The 18,127-nt window shown below is 59.1% G+C and carries 20 protein-coding genes; 7 read left to right on the forward strand and 13 right to left on the reverse strand.

The genetic code is table 11. The features are described from left to right. Window positions 1-36 precede the first annotated feature (36 nt). Together EGT36_RS04210 and EGT36_RS04215 are read right to left on the reverse strand one after the other, a co-directional pair. Window positions 37-444, reverse strand: a complete 408-nt coding sequence (locus EGT36_RS04210; RefSeq protein ID WP_004443574.1) for a PPC domain-containing DNA-binding protein — start codon at window positions 442-444, stop codon at window positions 37-39. Continuing rightward, window positions 431-997, reverse strand: a complete 567-nt coding sequence (locus tag EGT36_RS04215) for a PPC domain-containing DNA-binding protein (protein ID WP_125270074.1) — start codon at window positions 995-997, stop codon at window positions 431-433. The genes EGT36_RS04210 and EGT36_RS04215 overlap by 14 nt, the downstream gene beginning before the upstream one ends. A gap of 161 nt (window positions 998-1,158) precedes the next feature. Between EGT36_RS04215 and EGT36_RS04220 the strand changes: the two genes are divergently transcribed. Further along, window positions 1,159-1,650: an Lrp/AsnC family transcriptional regulator gene (locus EGT36_RS04220; RefSeq protein ID WP_037091956.1), complete on the forward strand. Its 492-nt coding sequence runs from the start codon at window positions 1,159-1,161 to the stop codon at window positions 1,648-1,650. Window positions 1,651-1,885: 235 nt separating this feature from the next. On the opposite strand, the gene EGT36_RS04225 is transcribed toward EGT36_RS04220, so the two are convergent. Then, window positions 1,886-2,545, reverse strand: a complete 660-nt coding sequence (locus tag EGT36_RS04225; protein ID WP_004443583.1) for a hydrolase — start codon at window positions 2,543-2,545, stop codon at window positions 1,886-1,888. 151 nt (window positions 2,546-2,696) lie between these two features. Here EGT36_RS04225 and EGT36_RS04230 point away from each other — a divergent pair, with 151 nt between their 5' ends. Next, window positions 2,697-3,581, forward strand: coding sequence for a LysR family transcriptional regulator (locus tag EGT36_RS04230; RefSeq protein WP_004443585.1), 885 nt, complete (start codon window positions 2,697-2,699; stop codon window positions 3,579-3,581). 24 nt (window positions 3,582-3,605) lie between these two features. On the opposite strand, the gene EGT36_RS04235 is transcribed toward EGT36_RS04230, so the two are convergent. The 3 genes from EGT36_RS04235 to EGT36_RS04240 all read right to left on the reverse strand — a co-directional run bounded on the left by EGT36_RS04235 (window position 3,606) and on the right by EGT36_RS04240 (window position 5,465). Continuing rightward, window positions 3,606-4,232, reverse strand: coding sequence for a quinone oxidoreductase family protein (locus EGT36_RS04235; RefSeq protein ID WP_234882079.1), 627 nt, complete (start codon window positions 4,230-4,232; stop codon window positions 3,606-3,608). Beyond that, entirely contained in the window at window positions 4,178-4,561 is a 384-nt protein-coding gene (locus tag EGT36_RS31510) for an alcohol dehydrogenase catalytic domain-containing protein (protein WP_234882080.1), read from the reverse strand. The genes EGT36_RS04235 and EGT36_RS31510 overlap by 55 nt, the downstream gene beginning before the upstream one ends. Window positions 4,562-4,724: 163 nt before the next feature. Next, on the reverse strand, window positions 4,725-5,465 hold the full coding sequence (locus EGT36_RS04240; RefSeq protein ID WP_077987219.1) for an SDR family NAD(P)-dependent oxidoreductase: 741 nt from the start codon (window positions 5,463-5,465) through the stop codon (window positions 4,725-4,727). 196 nt (window positions 5,466-5,661) lie between these two features. On the opposite strand from EGT36_RS04240, the gene EGT36_RS04245 reads away from it, so the two are divergent. Continuing rightward, window positions 5,662-6,531, forward strand: a complete 870-nt coding sequence (locus EGT36_RS04245) for an AraC family transcriptional regulator (RefSeq protein ID WP_234794421.1) — start codon at window positions 5,662-5,664, stop codon at window positions 6,529-6,531. A gap of 228 nt (window positions 6,532-6,759) precedes the next feature. Then, window positions 6,760-7,104, forward strand: coding sequence for a EutQ-related cupin domain-containing protein (locus EGT36_RS04250; RefSeq protein ID WP_037091943.1), 345 nt, complete (start codon window positions 6,760-6,762; stop codon window positions 7,102-7,104). 86 nt (window positions 7,105-7,190) lie between these two features. On the opposite strand, the gene EGT36_RS04260 is transcribed toward EGT36_RS04250, so the two are convergent. After that, a protein-coding gene (locus tag EGT36_RS04260) for an IS3 family transposase (protein WP_125270075.1) occupies window positions 7,191-8,329 on the reverse strand; the annotation gives its coding sequence in 2 pieces (ribosomal slippage) (window positions 7,191-8,071 and window positions 8,071-8,329; 1,140 coding nt in all). Between the two features lie 971 nt (window positions 8,330-9,300). On the opposite strand from EGT36_RS04260, the gene nhaA reads away from it, so the two are divergent. After that, window positions 9,301-10,488: a Na+/H+ antiporter NhaA gene (gene nhaA, locus EGT36_RS04265; protein WP_125270076.1), complete on the forward strand. Its 1,188-nt coding sequence runs from the start codon at window positions 9,301-9,303 to the stop codon at window positions 10,486-10,488. Here the strand turns inward: nhaA and tnpC are convergent. The 6 genes from tnpC to EGT36_RS04290 form a co-directional block, all read right to left on the reverse strand. Beyond that, window positions 10,457-12,016, reverse strand: coding sequence for an IS66 family transposase (gene tnpC / locus EGT36_RS04270; protein ID WP_125270077.1), 1,560 nt, complete (start codon window positions 12,014-12,016; stop codon window positions 10,457-10,459). The genes nhaA and tnpC overlap by 32 nt on opposite strands. Window positions 12,017-12,084: 68 nt before the next feature. Further along, entirely contained in the window at window positions 12,085-12,438 is a 354-nt protein-coding gene (gene tnpB / locus EGT36_RS30340; RefSeq protein WP_133308182.1) for an IS66 family insertion sequence element accessory protein TnpB, read from the reverse strand. Continuing rightward, the gene (gene tnpA / locus EGT36_RS30345; RefSeq protein WP_286083554.1) at window positions 12,435-12,821 is read right to left on the reverse strand and encodes an IS66-like element accessory protein TnpA; all 387 of its coding nucleotides are present in this window, start codon (window positions 12,819-12,821) and stop codon (window positions 12,435-12,437) included. The genes tnpB and tnpA overlap by 4 nt, the downstream gene beginning before the upstream one ends. A gap of 106 nt (window positions 12,822-12,927) precedes the next feature. Beyond that, entirely contained in the window at window positions 12,928-13,989 is a 1,062-nt protein-coding gene (locus EGT36_RS04280) for a LacI family DNA-binding transcriptional regulator (RefSeq protein WP_286083555.1), read from the reverse strand. After that, window positions 13,955-14,947: a Gfo/Idh/MocA family protein gene (locus tag EGT36_RS04285; protein ID WP_125270078.1), complete on the reverse strand. Its 993-nt coding sequence runs from the start codon at window positions 14,945-14,947 to the stop codon at window positions 13,955-13,957. Before EGT36_RS04285 ends, EGT36_RS04280 begins: the two co-directional genes overlap by 35 nt. Then, complete coding sequence (locus EGT36_RS04290) at window positions 14,947-15,984, reverse strand: Gfo/Idh/MocA family protein (RefSeq protein ID WP_172965622.1); 1,038 nt, start codon at window positions 15,982-15,984, stop codon at window positions 14,947-14,949. Before EGT36_RS04290 ends, EGT36_RS04285 begins: the two co-directional genes overlap by 1 nt. Window positions 15,985-16,191: 207 nt before the next feature. On the opposite strand from EGT36_RS04290, the gene EGT36_RS04295 reads away from it, so the two are divergent. Both EGT36_RS04295 and EGT36_RS04300 read left to right on the forward strand, forming a co-directional pair. Next, on the forward strand, window positions 16,192-16,971 hold the full coding sequence (locus EGT36_RS04295; RefSeq protein ID WP_286083556.1) for a 6-phosphogluconolactonase: 780 nt from the start codon (window positions 16,192-16,194) through the stop codon (window positions 16,969-16,971). After that, on the forward strand, window positions 16,968-18,119 hold the full coding sequence (locus EGT36_RS04300; RefSeq protein ID WP_125270080.1) for an N-acetylglucosamine-6-phosphate deacetylase: 1,152 nt from the start codon (window positions 16,968-16,970) through the stop codon (window positions 18,117-18,119). The genes EGT36_RS04295 and EGT36_RS04300 overlap by 4 nt, the downstream gene beginning before the upstream one ends. Window positions 18,120-18,127: the final 8 nt, after the last annotated feature.

Raw genomic sequence — 18,127 nt, forward strand, 5'->3', positions numbered from 1 at the left:
TTTGGCGACACGGCGCCCCTGCTCGTCCCATTTTGTTCACGCCGCTTGCGATTTTTCCGTCGGCAGCCATTCCTCCAGCGTCACCTCGAAAGTCATGCAGACAGGGTTGGCGCCTGCGATGAAGGGGCCGCCGTAAACCGCACCCTCCGTATCGGCCACAACGCCGGTCAGCGCAGCGCGCAACGAGCCATCAGGCTGGGCGCGTACTTCGCCGGCTATCGAAACGATTTCAACGGCGGGGCCGCTTATCTGCAGAAAATCGCCGCTGCGGGTGCCGAGGCACGCATCCACCAGGCTGCCCAGCGCACCGCGTACGAAGGCATTGCGGAAGCCCTCGGCCAGGCACAGTTTTTCGACGCCGAGCACAAGATCTTCATTGGGGGCTATGCGGGCATAGGCCACGCGCCCCATGGAACCGGATTCGACAATATCATGCATGTTCATCGGCGCGCTCCATGCGATTTTTCGGTTGAAGAAGGGGAATATTCGTTTCTGGATCGAAAGACTGTTGCAACAGGAAACTGTCGAGCCAGGTTACAAGCGCGGAAATGCCACCCTCGCCGACAATGCAGGATTCTGTCAGCAAATGACCGCCCCTGACCAAACCCGCCGCGGTTCGCATGGCGGCGTGGCAATGCACGATCGGCTCGCCCTTCATGCTGCGCCCGAGCGTAGCGTTGCCGAAGATGAGCCACGCCGCACCGGCGTCGATGGGCTTCGTATAAGCGATGACGGCGTTGCCGGATGGATCAGGCGGAGCAACGCAATAGGACAATCCATCGAAGTGCCCTCCGAGTATGGTCAGGGAGGCGCTTTCAATGCCTTCCCCCGCAAGCGGCTGAACGATGCCGTCGTAAAGGCTGCGCCCCGGCTTGATGAACAGCCGGACATGGCGCGCCGAGGGCGAGCGCAGGCTGTTGATGCGCACAGGCGCGGAAATACCGGGATGGATCAACGTCCTGGGTCTTGGAAAATGCTGCTGCGATATCGGTGCCATGCCCGCTCCTCCCTGTTGCCTGTACCATGCAGTACGGTACTAAAAAACCAGCCGAAGGTGCTTTCGAATGGCGCCGCCAAAGCATCGAAACCAAGACACTTCTTTCGCACGCCGACGGATCGGCGGCAGATTTTTTTGCTGCATGTTTGGGAGAGACCGGCATGACGAAGCCGCTCGACAGGATCGACCGCAAAATACTCCGCGCCCTGCTGGAAAACGGCAGGCTGAGCAATACGGAACTATCCGAGAAGGTGGGACTTTCACCCAGCCCCTGCTGGCAGCGAGTCAAGCGGCTGGAAGAGGAAGGTGTCATCCGCGGCTATACGGCAATTCTCGATCAGGCGCAGCTAGGCTTGACCGAGACGGTAATCATCGAGGTCATGCTGGAGCGTCACGATGATGAGGTTCTGGAACGTTTCGGCGAAGCCATGGCGGCTCTTCCAGAGGTGCTGGAAGCTTATCTGACCACCGGCGAATATGATTATCTCATCAAGGTCGCGGTGGCGGGAACCGCAGGTTACGAGCAATTTCTGCGCCGCAAGCTCTACAAGATCGAGGGCGTGCGCCATTCGCGCTCCTGCTTTGCACTCAAATGTCTCAAGCACACCTTGTCGGTCGTGCCAGATACCGAGCCTCCGTCTCGTCCGAACTGAAAACACTTGTAGGTCGGATAAGCGCCCGTTGCACCACCCGTGATGCAACGGGCACTTTTAAGCTCCTGCCCGCGGCCTCACACCATGGGTAAGCGTCCCTTTCGGTAACAGCTTCATGACGAAACTCGCCACGGACGATTTCTCGTGCAATGCGGATGCAGGGCTGGGATGAAGAAGCTTGCGACGGTGAGCCTTCCGCAGCTCTCCGTCCGGCACCCCAACATCCCGCTCTATTTTAGTGGCCGCCCTTGGTGGACGGGGCAGGCGTGTTGAGCAACTGCTGCTCCCAGAGATAGGCGATGCCGCTGCCGCCGAAGTGCTGGATGAGAATTTCGGTCAGCTCCTCAACATGCTCGGTGCGGGCCCAATCGCGTTGCCATTCACCCGCAAGCGCCATTACCGTCATCACATTTGCGCCGGCCGCGATCATGCGCTGGATGGCAACTTCATGAGATTCCTTCGAAATCCCGCCGGAAGCGTCGGTAATCACGGTCACGTCCCAGCCTTCGCCAGCGGCCTGGATCACGGGCATTGCAACGCAGACTTCGGTCCACAGTCCGGCAATGATCAGCTGCTTGCGGCCGGTCGCCTTGACAACGTTCACAACATTCTCGTCCTGCCAGGTGTTCACCCAGGTGCGATCGATGACTTGCTGATCAGGAAACACGTCGGTGATCTGCTTGAAGAGAAGTCCGCCGCGTGCCGCAATTACGCTGGTGAGGACAGTCGGAACATCGAAGGCTTTGGCCAGCTTCGCCAGCGCCGTCGTGAGATTGACCACAGCCTGCGGATCGTGGCTGTTCAGGTTTGCGAGCTGATAGGGCTGATGATCAATCAGAACGAGGACGGAATCTTCGGGGCGGAGAAGTGAATCAAGGCCGTTACGAAAGGTCATGGGTTCATCCTGTGTTGGCGGTTTATCGAGGCGCTTGCGCAAGGGACCTGCATCCCTTCGGGCGTTGCCGCGGGAGGAAACTTGTCATTCCTGTTTATGATGCGGTAGTCCTTGTCAGCGTTGAGCTGTGTTGCAGAATGGGGAACGCAGAGTGGATATCGAAGACATCAGGACATTTGTCGAAGTTGCAGATGCGGGAGGTGTCTCTTCGGCCGCAGTGCGGCTCGGCATCTCCAAGTCCATGGTCAGCAGGCGGCTGGCGCGGCTTGAGGCTGAACTTGGCGTTCAGCTTCTGGCCAGGTCCACACGCGGCGCTTCCCTGACGGAGGCGGGCGCCACCTTCCGGGACTATGCCGCTAGGATTTCAGCCGACATCGATATGGCGCGGGAGACGATTCTTCCGGCTGGTGAGCTTCGCGGGCGTCTGCGGATTGCGGCGCCGCTCTCTTTCGGCCCAACGCATTTCGCGCTCGTGATTGCGCAAATGGCGCGCCGCTATCCACAGCTTCAGATCCAGACCTGCTACACTGATCGTTTCGTGGATCTGATCGCCGAAGGATATGATTGCGCGATCCGGGTCGGGAACCTTCCGGATTCAAGCCTCGTCGCCAGACGCGTCGGTCCGCTCTATGGAATTTTTGTTGCCAGCCCGGATTACATCAAGGTCCACGGCTCGCCGCAAACACCCGAAGAACTTGTGGCTCATCAGGCTCTCATGCAAGGCACGGAAACCTGGCAGGTGATGGACGGAGACAGGGTGATAACCGTTCGTCCGCAGGGACAGTTCAAGGCCGATAACGGAGTTGCTCTTGCTGTCGCCGCGGCGGCCGGATTGGGAGTCGCCGTGCTGCCTTACGACCTCGTCAAAAATTATCTGGCTGCGGGCGAGCTGGTGGAAGTGATGAAAGGTCATCCTCCACCCCCGGCCGGGATATATGTCGTCCGGCCGCCGGGTCAGCATCCCGCAAGAAAAGTCCGGGTGCTGACCGAAATGCTGATCGAGTGCTTCGGCAGTGGGAAGGGCTCAAGCGCCTGACCGCATGAATGGGTGGCAGCAGCCTCAAGGTGTCATCACGACGCGGCCAAGCGGCTTGGCTCTCTCCGCATATTCATGTGCCATCGAGGCGTCGCTCAACGGAAACACGCGGTCGATCACGACCTCCATGCGTCCCTCGGCCACGGCCTTGAGAAGCTGGATGACAGTTCCGTATACCGCCTGCCTCTCGAAGAGCGGCCCCATGAAGACACCGTGCAGCGTTTGATTGTTCTGCATCGGCGGCCAGAGGTCGGCATGGAGGCTGCCGCCACCTGCATTCCCGACGAACACGAGGCGACCCTCGGGCGCGAGAGCGGATAAGGACGCTTGCAAAGTCGAACCGACAGGATCGATGACGAGGTCAGCCCCCATGCCACCGGTCAGCCGGAGAACCTCCTCAACGACATCCTTTTCCAGCCGATCGATGACATGTGATGCGCCGAGGCCGCGCAGGCGTGCCTGTCTTTCACTACCGCCCGCCGCAGCAATGACGGTCGCGCCCGCGTCACGCGCCAATTGGACGGCAGCCAGACCCACGCCGCCGGCGGCAGCCTGTATCAGAACTGTCTCTGCCTTTTGCAAGCCGCCTTTGGTGATCAGACAATGCTGAGCCGTGCCGAACGAAATCGGCAGGGCCGCGGCCTGTGCCATTCCGACGCCTCCCGGCAAAAGCCACGTGCGCGAGGCCGGGACGGACCAGAGTTCCGCATGGGACCCCTGCATATCGAATGCAGCCACCCTTTCGCCGACCGCCGGTCGCGGACATTTTTACCAACGGAAATCACGGTCCCTGCAGCGGCATAGCCGACAATCCACGGGGATTGCTGTGGTGTCGACCGGCGATTGATCAGATCGCCGCCTTCAATGGAAATCGCCTCGACGGCAATAAGCACATCATCCGGCCCGCAAACCGGATCGGGCACATCAGCATATCTCAAAACTGTCGGAGGACCGGGGTTGTCGTAAACTGCGGCTTTCATGTATTTTTCCTTGGCTGGCAGGGAGCATGATGCGACGCTATTTTTTCGCTTCGCGGTTCGAACGAATGGATGTGCAGACTGCGCCGATTTTTCAACAGAGATCGGTTACCGATCGGTGCCCCGTCCGATTTTCATCGAGCGAAGCACCGGCTGCAGTGCGCTTTCACGCAAGCGCGCCGCCGTCGACGGTAAGGATCGTCCCTGTGATCTGCCGGGCGGCAGGCGTTGCGAGAAAAGCGACGGCGGCCGCGACATCTTCCGGCTGATTGAAGCGGCCAAGCGCGCTCAGGCTGCGCTGGTAGTCCGCTGATTCTCCCGTCTCGGGATTCGAATCGGTGTTCGTCGATCCCGGCTGAACCAGATTGACCGTTATGTCCCGAGCACCCAATTCTCGCGCAAGTCCGCGATTGAATGCCTGAAGCGCACTCTTGGTCATATAATAGACCGTACCGGGCACGCCGACGATGCGATCCGCGCCCGCTGAGCCGATATTTATGATCCGGCCACCTTCCTTGAGGTGTGGAATGGCTGCCTTGGACGCCAGAACAGGCCCACGGACGTTAACCGCCAACAACGCGTCAAGATCCTCGACTGCGAAATCGGCAATATTATTGTATCGTCCTATCGCGGCATTGTTGACGAGAATGTCGAGGCCGCCCAGAGCCCGGACCGTCTCGTCCACGGCGTGTTGTATTGCGGCCGGATCGGCGCTGTCAGCCTGGATCGCGACGGCCGTGCCCCCCGCGGCCTGAATCGCCCGAACGAGTTGCGCGGCGCTCTCGGCTGACCGCTCATAGGTTATTGCTACATTCGCTCCCTTCCCAGAAAGAGCGCGCGCAATTGCTGCGCCTATGCCACGCGAACCACCCGTTACCAGAGCGTTCTTTCCAGCCAGTTCCTGCATAATCCGGACCCTTTCAATCTCATGTCGCCCCGATGCGCGGTCCCGAGGTATGTTCCACCTGATTACCGGGGATCGTGGCAGCTCAATTCGTTAAGCCTGAAGATAGGCGGGCACGGCGAAAGCTACATGCCCGATCTTCCCAGAGACTTGCCTGATCCTTCCAAATCACTACATGCCTGAGATGATGGCCGGCTCCGTGAAACCAATCACCCAACTGCTGAAGGACGTTGCTCCCTTTGTTGAGCGTCAGGGGGGAACCGTCGCCATCCCGACCCCTGTCCCGCGCCTGACGCTATGGACAAGTACACGCACCACGCCACCCACACCGGCGGTGTTCGAGCCGATGTTCTACGCCGTTCTACGGGGCACGAAGGTTTTGACCATGGGCGCCAATCGCTTCGAACTGCTGGCGGGCGACTGCGCGACATCGTCCTTCGGCCTGCCCTATATCCACCAGCTGACTGACGCGACGCCAGAGCTTCCCTACATCGGCATGAGCCTTCATCTCGATATCGGAATGCTCACGCGTGTCGTGCTCGACATGCCCAAGCATGAGGATCGCTGGACATGTGCGGTCGCATCAGACAATCTGAACGGACCTGTCGGCGATGCATTTGTTCGCCTTGTCGGACTTCTGGCCACGCCCGATGACGTCGGCGCGCTCGCGCCACACTACGAGTTCGAGCTCTATTATCGTTTGCTGCAAAGCTCGATGGGCGATACGCTTCGGCAGGTCGGACGGCGAAACGACCGGTTCCAGCAACTCAAGACGGCGGCCGACTGGCTTGCCACCAATCACAACGAACCGATTGTCATTCCCGAGCTGGCGGCCTCGTCCGGCATGAGCGTCACCTCTTTTCACCGGCACTTCAAGGCTGTCACGGGATTTAGCCCCCTGGCCTTCCAGCGTCATATACGCCTGCTGGAAGCCCGAAAGCTTCTCGCCTCCGGAAGCACCAATGTCTCCCGCGTGGCGTATGACGTGGGCTACGCAAGCCCTTCGCAATTCAGTCGGGAGTATAAGAGCATGTTTGGCACGGCGCCCGTCGCCGACCTGCAGCGCTGAACTCTTCCGGGGACGGCAGGCCAAAGCCTTCCGCAAGCAATAATCGTAAAACGGAACACTGAAGACCTATTCCGGTTATTCCCTCGGCGTGTTGATGATCAACGCTGCCATCCTGAATGAAGATTTTCGGCGTTATCGCCAGACAAGAAGCCTCTCGGCGGAGTGCACAAGCACGTGCTGCGGTTCAAAGCGGCTCCACGCACGGCAAAACCTTTAAGGAGACAATGTATGGTCATTCATAAATTCGCCGTTGCTGATGCAGCATTTGAACGCTCGCCAGGACAAGACGGTGACATTTTCACCGCCAACCTCCTCGATCAGCGCCATGGCGGGCCGGTCACTATCGGATTCGGGCGTTATGGACCAAACCAGATTCTCGAAGAAACAATGGCCGTACACGACACGATGGTCATCCTGGAAGGAAGTATTACCGTTTCCGATAGCCACAAGACGGTGATGGCAGGTCCGGGAGAGATCATCGCCATGCAGAAAGGCGACAGGGTTACGATCCGGTCTCACGAAGTAGGAGCGTTGACTGCTTATGTGACCTATCCTCATTGGCAGCAGCCGTAGACGTGATCGGCACAGGCAAGCACGGAGAGGTGGCTCGGTTTGTCTGAACAGTTTCGGGCTTTTTGTTAAGTGGATTTCCGCCTCGATTATGCTGCCACCATCATTGGTGCCAGCGCGTTGAAGTAGGCCTGATCCGGCGTCTGTCGGTCAAGGGATGAATGTGGGCGTCGGCTATTGTAAAAGGTCAGATAGCGGCCGATGCCAGCGCGGGTCTCGGACACTGTTTTATAGGCATGGAGGTAGACTTCCTCGTATTTGATCGAACGCCAGAGCCGCTCGACGAACACGTTGTCCCGCCACGCACCCTTGCCATCCATTGAGATGGCGATTTCCGCCTTCTTCAGCACCGCCGTGAAGTCCACCGAGGTGAACTGCGATCCCTGGTCCGTATTGAATATGTCGGGTCTGCCATAACGGGCTAGCGCTTCCTCGACTGCTTCGATGCAGAAGGCTGCCTCCATCGTGATCGACAGCCGCCACGACAGAACCCTCCGACTGAACCAGTCCACAACGGCGCAGAGATAGACGAATCCGCGAGCCATCGGAACATAGGTCAGGTCCATCGCCCAGACCTGGTTGGGCCTTGTAACCGCCAGCTTGCGCAGGAGGTAGGGATAGATTTTGTGCCCAGGTGCCGGTTTCGACGTGTTCGGGCGACGGTAGATCGCCTCGATGCCCATCTTCTTCATCAGCGTGGCGACGTGCCGCCGCCCAGCCTCCAGCCCTTCTCCCCTCAGTAGCCCTTGCAACATCCGACTTCCGGCAAAGGGGTAGTCAATATGCAGTTCGTCGATCCGGCGCATCAGAGCCAGATCGCCCTCAGACACCGGACGAGGCAGATAATAGACACTGCCACGGCTGAAGCCGAGAAGCTTCGCTTGGCGCACGACGGATAGCTTATGCTGGCGGTCGATCATTTCTTTCCGCCCAGCAATCCCGCCTTGCCGAGCGCACCGGATAAAAAATCGTTCTCCAGTGTCAATTCGCCGATCTTGGCGTGCAGTGTTTTGACATCGACGGTTGGACCCGCCGGTTCCGCCTTCGCTTCATCACCGAAAACGCCTGTCGCCCCCTCAAGGAGCTGGTCTTTCCACTGTTTGATCTGGTTGGCGTGCACGTCAAACTGCCGGGACAACTCCACCAGCGTCTGTTCGCCTCGAATAGCGGCAAGCGCCACCTTTGCCTTGAAAGCCGGGCTGTGGTTCCGGCGCGGTCGTCTCGTCATGGTATCTCCTGTTCACGGCATCTAAGCCGAAGTCAGGCAGAAATTCCACTTATCCCCGCTGTTCAAATTTCCCGAGCCAGCTCTCGGCTTCGGGCCACGGTCGCATCCGGGACTTTGTGAAGCCGGGTTGTTTTCGGAGTGTTCGACTGTGTTTGGGTGCATCCACTTGCCGCGGGTGCTCGGGGCCGGATTTGTGCTAGTGTTATGCTATGCCCAAAACGCGAGAAAGCCCTCTTTTGGGAGAGGGCTTTCGTGTTTGCTTTCTTCGTAATTTTGGTTGCGGGGGCCTGAATACACGGAGAATTGTAAAATTTCTCTGGCTCTTGAAAGGAAACGAACCAATTGCCCGTAAAGAGGTCGGTTCATAATAAAGCTTATGTGATTTTCGGTTGTAGTGCGGTGGGTTCAATGATCTGCTCGTCTTCATCAAAATCTCCTCAATCCTAGAACCTGAGAAAACTCGACTTTTGAAGCTTCTCAATACGCCGGTGGATTGCCTTTGCGAGGCATCGAGCAAGATGTTTCACGAGGGCAGTCCATCCCATAATCAACAACGAAACCACGTCGCGACGATATTCAGGCTTTCACCGTATAAGATTTCGACACTTTTGTCTCGAAGAGAAGACCTCAGTACGACAGCCATCTACGGAGATATAGACGACCAATACCTCCTGTGGGGGTAATCGACGTCCCTCATGTTGAATATCGGTCAGCAATGGTAGAAAGGGCGTAAGCGGTGTGCCGCTGGCACATTGAATTCGCGCCCATATCAAACATGCAATTGCGGCGCGGACATTTTACAGGATCATGCTTGATCACTTGATGGCGCGTATCTGGCTCATGCGGGTCGAATTTTGTAGAAATGAGCACGGATAGTCGCTAGATATTGCCCACAGCGCGTGCTGCGGTGCTGCGGGTTCCCCCGAAATCCACGGAGACTACGATCAACCTCTCACAAGGAGCGCGAACCCATGTCTTCGACGATGTCCAAGGGCCGCATTCAATCCACTCTCCGCCACTTTCTCGATAACGAGGCATCAGGCGGTGTCATCCTGATGTTCGTTGCCGCAATGGCAATCGCGACAGCGAATTCGCCGATGGCGGATGCGTATTTCAATATCCTTCATGTCTATATCGGGCCGCTCAGCATCCAGCACTGGATCAATGACGCACTGATGGCTGTCTTCTTCTTGCTGGTGGGACTGGAAATAAAGCGAGAGATGCTGGACGGTCAGCTATCGACCTGGAGCAGACGCATCCTGCCGGGAGCCGCCGCCGCCGGAGGGATGGTGTTTCCGGCGCTGTTCTACATTTACTTTAACTGGAACGATGCGTCCGCGCTCAGGGGATGGGCCATTCCGACGGCGACCGATATCGCTTTTGCGCTCGGCGTGCTGTCGCTGTTCGGGAAACGTGTCCCGGCATCGCTGAAAATCTTTCTGGCCGCGTTGGCAATCATCGATGATCTTGGGGCAGTCATCGTAATTGCGCTGTTCTATACCGCCGACCTCAACCTGCTGGCACTTTCCGGCGCGGCTATTGTCGTCGGCAACCTCATCATCTTTAACCGGATGGGCGTAAAGGCACTGTGGCCCTACCTGGTGCTGGGTGCAGTGCTATGGGTTCTGGTGTTCTCATCCGGCGTCCATGCTACGCTGGCGGGTGTCGTACTGGCGCTTACGATTCCGTTGAAACTCACGCCGGGCACTCCGGAAGCCACTCATGCAGAATCTCCTTTGCATAAGCTGGAGCACCATCTTCACAAGCCGGTGGCGTTTGCCATCGTGCCGATCTTCGGCTTTGCCAATGCTGGTGTCTCATTTGCCGGGGTTTCGATGTCGATTGTCACCGAGCCGCTGACCATGGGTGTCGCCGCCGGGCTGCTGCTCGGAAAACTGGTCGGCGTTCTTGGCACGGTTGCAGTTCTTGTAAACCTCAAACTTGCCGAACTTCCTGCACAAGCGAGCTGGGGACAGATGGCCGGGGTGGCACTCTTGTGCGGTATCGGCTTCACCATGTCTCTGTTTATCGGACTGCTGGCATTCAACGATCCGAACGTCCAGGATCACGTGAAAATCGGCATTCTGCTGGGTTCACTGACATCGGGCTTGATTGGTGCGGTTTTGCTCACCGCATTTGGCCGTCGATCCGAGACTTAAATCGGGCGCTCCACGGTAGCAGGTCATCGATCTGACTCTGCTTGTGGCCGTTGGCGATGGCGGTCAGGGTGGTGCTCATGTAGGCGAACGGCTCGACAGCATTGAGCTTGCAGGTTTCGATGAGTGAGGCGATTGTCGCCCAGTTCTCCGCTCCCGCATCGTGTCCCGCGAAGAGAGCGTTCTTCCGGTTCAACGCAATTGGTCTGATGGTCCGCTCAACCGTATTGTTGTCGATCTCGATGCGGCCGTCTGTCAGGAAGAGCTTCAAACCATCCCAGTATTTGTTGATGTAGGCCAAGGCCTCGCCAAGCGGGGACTTGGTCGCGACACGGCTACGGTGATGGTCAAGCCAGGCCTGCATGTCGGCGACGACCCGCGCTGAGCGTTCCTGTCGTCCAGCAAGACGAGCCGTTAGATCACGGCGTCGTAGCTCGGCTTCAATGCGATACAGCTCCCCGATCCGTTTGACGCCGTCCTCGGCAATGGGTGCTGATCCGTTGCGCGTGATCTCTACCAGCTTGCGCCGTGCGTGGGCCCAGCAATAGGCCAGCCGAATGTCCGGCCCAACGCGCTCTGGTGCGATCAGTCTGTTGTATCCGGCATAGCCATCCACCTGCAGGATGCCGGAGAAGCCCTGCAATATACGTTCGGCATGAATGCCCCCGCGACCGGGAGCGTAGGTGAAGGCCACGCCCGGTGGAGCGCCGCCGCCCCATGGGCGATCATCCCGCGCCAGCGCCCAGAAGTATCCGGTCTTGGTCTTGCGCGAGCCGGGATCGAGAACCGGGGCACGGGTCTCGTCCATGAACAGCTTGGTAGAGCGCTTCAGGTCGGCGATCAGAGCATCAAAGACCGGACCGAGTTCGAATGCCGCCCGCCCGACCCAATCGGCGAGCGTCGAACGGTCGAGATCGATACCCTGGCGGCTCATGATCTGTGCCTGCCGATAAAGCGGCAGGTGATCGGCGTATTTGGACACCAACACATGCGCGATAGTCGCCTCGGTCGGCAATCCGGCGTGGATCAATCGTGCAGACGCTGGAGCTTGAGATACGCCATCGGTGCAGGCACGGCAGGCATATTTGGGACGACGAGTGACGATGACGCGGAACTGTGCCGGGATGATATCGAGTCGCTCGGACACGTCTTCCCCGATGCAATGCAGGCCGCCGCCACAGTTGCAGATCAAGCTTTCGGGCTCGATGATCTCCTCGACACGAGGAAGGTGGGCGGGAAGAGAGCCACGATTGGCGGCGCGAGTTTTGGGGTGCGGCTTACCTGGAGCGCTGTCGGCCTCGTCTTCGGCATGGATCGCCGCAATGGCCGTTTCTAGGTCTTCCAGTGCAAGATCGAATTGCTCAGGATCGACCTTCTCGGATTTGCGGCCAAAGGCGGCTTGTTTGAAAGCAGCGACCAGTTTCTCCAGCCGTTCGATCCGCTCGTCCTTGCGGACTTCACGAAGCTGGGAGGCAATCAGCATCGCCTTCAGGGCAGCAATATCGTCTGGAAGATCGACCGCATCCAACATGCTGGAATCTTATCAAATTGGGCGGCATCACGCCGCCGGAATTTGCGAACCGAGTCATCGTGACGCACCTATTCGATTGCGGTTGGCGCTCGTGCCTCTACGGACCGAACCCGACGCCAGTCGAGCCCGGCAAACAGCGCTTCGAACTGGGCATGTCCCAAGGTCATTAGGCCGTCCCGGATGTCTGGCCAGGTAAACGTATGCTCCTCCAATCGCTTGTAGGCCATCACCAGACCGCTGCCATCCCAGTAAATCAGCTTCAATCGGTCCGCCTTGCGTGACCGGAATACGAAGACCGTCCCCGTGAATGGGTCCTTGTGCAGTTCGTTCTTGACCAGCGCCGCCAATCCATCGTGACCCTTGCGGAAATCGACAGGCTTGGTCGCCACCATGATCCGAACCCGGTTCGAGGGAAAGATCATGCCGGAACCGCACAGGCACGTGCGACAGCGGCGATCCGGGAGGCGGACGCGCCTTCTTCCAAGCGGATCGTGACAGCGCCGACGATGATCTCGGGACGGCTGGCTTTCTTGAGGGACGGCTCCGCAACGGGTGGATCGACGATCACCGCCGCGAACTCCATCGCATCCTCGGGTGCAGGCAAAACCAGCTTGCCCTGCCGTGCCATCGTCCGCCAGGTGGATAGGTGGTTCGGCTTCAGGCCATATCGCTCTGCCACCTCATTCACCAACGCTCCGGGCCGAAGGCTTTCCGAAACGATCTGCGCCTTGACGTCGTCCGGCCAGTGCCGCTGCGGCTCACGCCCAGACTTCCTGGTCGTGAGAAACTCCAACGTACTCTCCATGGAGAAACTCCCTTTGCTCATCCATGGAAAGCGGATCACAGATCAGGACGGACAGAACAATGTGGGAGCGGGACACCGGTTACGAAAGGGCAACGGGCCACCATAACTAATGTTTCGATTGGCGCTTGCTCTGCGCCGGCCCAGATGTTTCACGGCAGATGAACCTTGCGCCCAGAACCACCTTCATATCCTGCAAGCTTTTTCCATGCAGTATAGCGTCTTGCAAAAGCTTCAACGCATGTCGCCCCGCCTCCTGCGAAAGGCCGCTCAGGGTCGAAAGAGCTGGATGGGTCATGGCGGGGAGCGCGTCGTCGCAACCGATGAGGCTCATGTCCCTCGGCACGACGATCCCTAAAGCCGAAAGCCGGGCGTGAGCGCCCTGCGCGGTCAGATCGTCAAAGGCAAGGATCGCGGTCACGCCCGCTGCGACGGACTCCTCGGCGGCCTTTTCGCCGCCTTCGAAGCTCGGCTCGGACAGCTGGATGACCTCGAAGCGGATGCCTGCACTCTTGCACGCTTCGGTTGCGGCTTCAAGTCGCTGCTGGTTCGACCAGGATTCCTTCGGGCCGGAGAGATAGGCGATATCACGATGGCCGTTCTCGATGAGGAAACCGATCGCATCCCTCACCGCCGCCTGCGTGTCTATCAGCACGCGCGGCAATCCCGCGATGTCGCGATTGATTAGGGTTATCGGGTGCCTTTCGGCATGGGCCCGCACCTGCGCCTCGCTAAGTCGGGTCGAAGCCAGGATGATGCCGTCGGTCTGGCTCGCCAGACGCTGGAAAAGCGTGTTTTCCCGCATCGCGCTTTCACCGGAAGAGCCCAGGAACAGACAGAGATCATAGGCGTCGGCATTCTGCTGAATGGCCTTGATGAGCGGCGGAAAGAACGGGTTGGCAATATCCGGGACGAGCAGACCGATATTGCCCGTCCGGCCCGTGGACAGCGCACGGGCCATGTTGTTCGGCCGATAGCCGAGTTCCTCCGCAATCGACAATATCTGCTCGACCGTCTTCGGATTGAGCAGATCCGGCCGGCTGAAGGCGCGCGAAACCGTCGAGCGGGAGGTATTCGCGCGATGCGCTATTTCCTCCAGCGTCGGCTTCGCGCGTTCCTTCGACTTTTGTTCCTTCTTACCAGCGATAGTCGTGCCCCCCGTTATCGGCACTGAGAGCGGCCAGTGCCGCGATACGACTTGCCAGAAGCGCTTCCTCTGTCGATACCTGCAAAGGTGCGACCCCTGTCAATGCATCGAGAGCATCCTGCGCCGGCCCGATGGGCGACGGCAGTTCCGGCTCCCAGAGGCGGCGTCCATCGGTTTCCACCAGCAGGCGCCCCTCTCCAAACAGAATATCCATGCGTCCACGGGTTCCGACAAGACGCATTGCGTAATCGCCATGCCGGATCGCGGCTTCCGGTTGACGCCAGTCCATGTCGATTGCCGCCTGCACACCGGAATCAAGGGTCAAAACCGCACGTCCCGCAAGGGAAAATGCTGGGTGCCCCTCGGGATGGCGCGGGCTTTTCCAGCCGCTGATCCGGCCCGATGACGCCTCCGTCAGCCATAGCACAAGATCGATGTCATGCACCGCGAGATCATTGACGATCGTGCCGTAGAGCGAGGGATCAAAGAACCATGCGGGCCGCGCCGACGGCAGGAGCTTGTGCGGCCCGGTTGCGGTAACGGCGACGAGATCGCCGATCTCCCCGCCCAAGAAGAGTTCGCGGGCTTTTCTGGTCACCGGATAAAAGCGCTTTTCCAGCATCAACGCCACACGGTTGCGGCCATTATCGGCCCTTCCGATCCGCTCCACCTCTTCCACGGTCAAGGCGAGAGGTTTGTCGGCGATGACGAAAATATTCCTTTCAAGGCATGCCTCGATAAGACCGGCGCGCAGGCCAGGTTCGGCAACCACGGCGGCACCGTCGATTTCGTGCGCAGCAAGAAGCGTATCGAGATCCGCATAGGCCGGAACGCCCAGTTTTTCGCTGAAGCTGCGGCGACGTTGCTCGTCATGATCGGCCAGCGCCACAAGCTCAACGTCTTTGCGTCCAGTAAGGCCATCGGTGACATAGCTGACATGGCCATGGGCCGCACCCAGTATGGCAAGTTTTTTTACCGACATCACGCGTCTCCCACGTCGCTCATGACAATTCTGCGTCCGGTTTCAGCGGATCGATAGATGGCGGTGATGACACGCACCGCTTCGAGACCGTCCCGGAAGGTAATATCCGCCGGACGCCCATCGCGGATTGCATCGCGGATATCGAGCCACTGGTCGACGTGCCCCCGAATACCGATGCTGACCTGACTGCCGGCGCCGCTTTTGATCGAGGCATCGGCCGCGGTCGGCAGAGGCTGATCGGGGAATGTCCACTCAACGACATCCGTATGATTGATCGCCACATGGCCGCGATCCGTGAACACCATCAACGAGGCGGGGCGCCCCGGAGGCGTCGCCGTGCTGGTGACAATGATGCCCCGTGCACCATTCTGGAAGGTCAGAAGGGCCTGGCAGAGATCCTCGCTGCCGCCTTCACGTCCAGCGATATTGGTCGCCTCCGCCATGACGCTTGCGAGCGGGCCAAAAAGCCAGAGCATGAGATCGAGGGTATGGATGCCCTGGTTGAACAGCGATCCGCCGCCTTGCACATCGAGCTTTCGCCACGGCTTTTCATCGTAATAGGCATCCGCGCGGTGCCAGTAGACCTGGCCTTCGATGGCTACGGACCGCCCCAGATCACCGGAGCGCAGACGGCGATGGATATCCTGATGCTGCGCCTCCAGACGCCGCTGCGACATGGTGGAGCAGACTAGACCCGCCGCCTGCGAACGCCGATAAAGATCGATCGCCTCATCGAGATCGACGGCCAGCGGTTTTTCCACGACGACATGCAGGCCCTTATCCAGTGCGGCCCGCGCCGGCGCATAATGGGTGCCGCTCGGAGTGGCGATCACGACGACATCAAGACTCGCCTGCTCGATCATCGATGCGGCATCGGAGAAAAGCCGCACGCCCTGCGGCGCGGCGAAGAGTTCCAGCTCTTCCTCGGTGCCGCCTGCGACGGCGGTCAACTCGAGACCTTCAGTGGCGCCGATCGCATCGCGATGAACTCTGCCAATTGTTCCAGGCCCAACCAGCCCGACCTTGATGACCGACACGTCTGTCTCCTTCCTGAGCGCGCGCATTAAAGATGATGACTATGCAACCGATTTCATAAAATTTTGCAATAGGCATTCCATATAAATTATTGATCTGCCTAAAATTGCTGCAATCTGGATGATTACGAATGGAAATTTCTGCAAAACCACTATTGACTTATGCAATCGGTTGCATTTCTCTGAAGGCAACAAATGGGGAGTTTACATATGTCATCGTCATGGCAGGTCGATCGTCTCGTCATCCGGAGCGGAGCGTCGCGTAGCGATATGGCCAGGATGGCCAGTCTCGACCTTGCTGCCACGCTGCGCCAGCTTCTCGCTGCGAAGGATCGCGTTTCGGTCATGTTCGCCGCCGCTCCCAGCCAGCAGGATACGCTTGCCCTCCTCTGCCAGGAAAAGGATATCGATTGGTCGCGGATCACGGCCTTCCACATGGACGAATATATCGGACTTGAGGCCGACCATATGGCGCGTTTCGCCAACTGGCTCGACCGGCATCTGTTTTCACGCCTGCCATTCGGAACCGTACATCGCATCGAGCCGCATCGTTTCGCTTCCGCCGAAGCCTGCGCCGCCGATTATGCCCGCCGCCTCGCCGCCGAACCGCTCGACCTCGTATGCCTCGGCGTCGGCATCAACGGCCATCTTGCCTTCAACGATCCGCCGGAAGCGCGGTTCGACGAAAAAGATGCGGTCAAAGTCGTGACGCTTGCAGATGATTGCCGCGTGCAGCAGGTGGAAGACGAATGTTTCGCCGAACTGTCAGACGTGCCGCAGCAGGCCATCACCGTTACCATTCCTGCACTTCTAGCCGCAGCCAGCATGATATGCGTCGTGCCCGGCGCGCCCAAGAAAGAGGCAATCACACGTATGCTGACCGGGCCAGTTGCGGAAGACTGCCCCGCGAGTATCCTGCGCACCCATAATCAGGCGCGGCTCTATATCGATGGTGATTCCATGCCCGACATCGACAGGAGCGCGGCATGATCGTCGGACGCGATGCGCTCAGCGGACGGCTTATCGGCCTTTCCGTCGAAAACGGCAAGATCGCCGCTCTCCGTCATATAGAGGAAGATCTCGGCGGGGATATTCCCTGGCTGGCGCCGGGTCTTGTCGATCTGCAGGTGAACGGGTGGGGCGGGCATGACTTCAATGGCCATGATATCAACGAAGAGAAGGTCCTCGCTATTGCTGTGGGAATGCGCCGCCAGTGCATCAGGGCTTTCTTGCCGACGCTGATCACCGCATCAAGCGATACGATCTGCAACGCACTTTCCGTCATCGCGGCCGCCCGCAAAAAATATCAATGGCTCGCCAAGATGATTCCGGGCGTCCACGTTGAAGGCCCTTTCATCTCACCGGAAGACGGGGCACGGGGCGCTCATCCACGGGAACATGTTCGCGCCCCTTCCCGCACGGAATTCGATCAATGGCAAGAAGCCTCGGGCGGAATTGTGCGACTGGTGACCCTTTGCCCTAAACAGGCCGATGCCTGCAGCTTCATTCATCACCTGCGCAGTTCCGGTTGCCTTGTTTCCATTGGGCATTCTTCGGCAGAAAGTACCGATATCGCTGAGGCATCACAAGCGGGAGCCGGCTTCAGCACCCATCTTGGCAACGGCGTCTCCCAGACATTGCCGCGTCATCCGAACCTGATATGGGCACAGCTCGCTAATGACAGATTGCAGGCGATGTTCATCGCCGACGGCCACCATCTGGACCGGGTAACCCTCACGGCGATGTTGAGAGCGAAGGGTGTGCAACGATCGATCCTTGTCAGCGATATGGTTGCGCTCGCGGGCATGCCACCAGGGCGCTATCGGCAGCCGGTCGGCGGCGACGTGGAGCTTTCGGCCGAAGGCCGCCTGTCCATGTCGGGTACGCGACTGCTCGCCGGCGCGGCAAAACCGCTTTCGGACGGCGTCGCATTGGTCGCCGGTCTGAAAGGCTTCAGCCTTTCGGATGCCATCACCATGGCTGCGATCAATCCGGCAAAGGCGCTCGGTCTCGAAACCGGTTTGCGTGAAGGCGCTCCGGCGGACTTCATCGCCTTCCGCTGGTCGCCGGGGGAAGCGGGGTTGCGTCTTTGCGAGCCAGCATTGGGGACGGAACTTTCCGCCTCTCAACAAGCATAATGGGGAAG

This window comes from Agrobacterium sp. FDAARGOS_525, assembly GCF_003938925.1.
GTDB classification, from domain to species: Bacteria; Pseudomonadota; Alphaproteobacteria; order Rhizobiales; family Rhizobiaceae; genus Agrobacterium; species Agrobacterium pusense.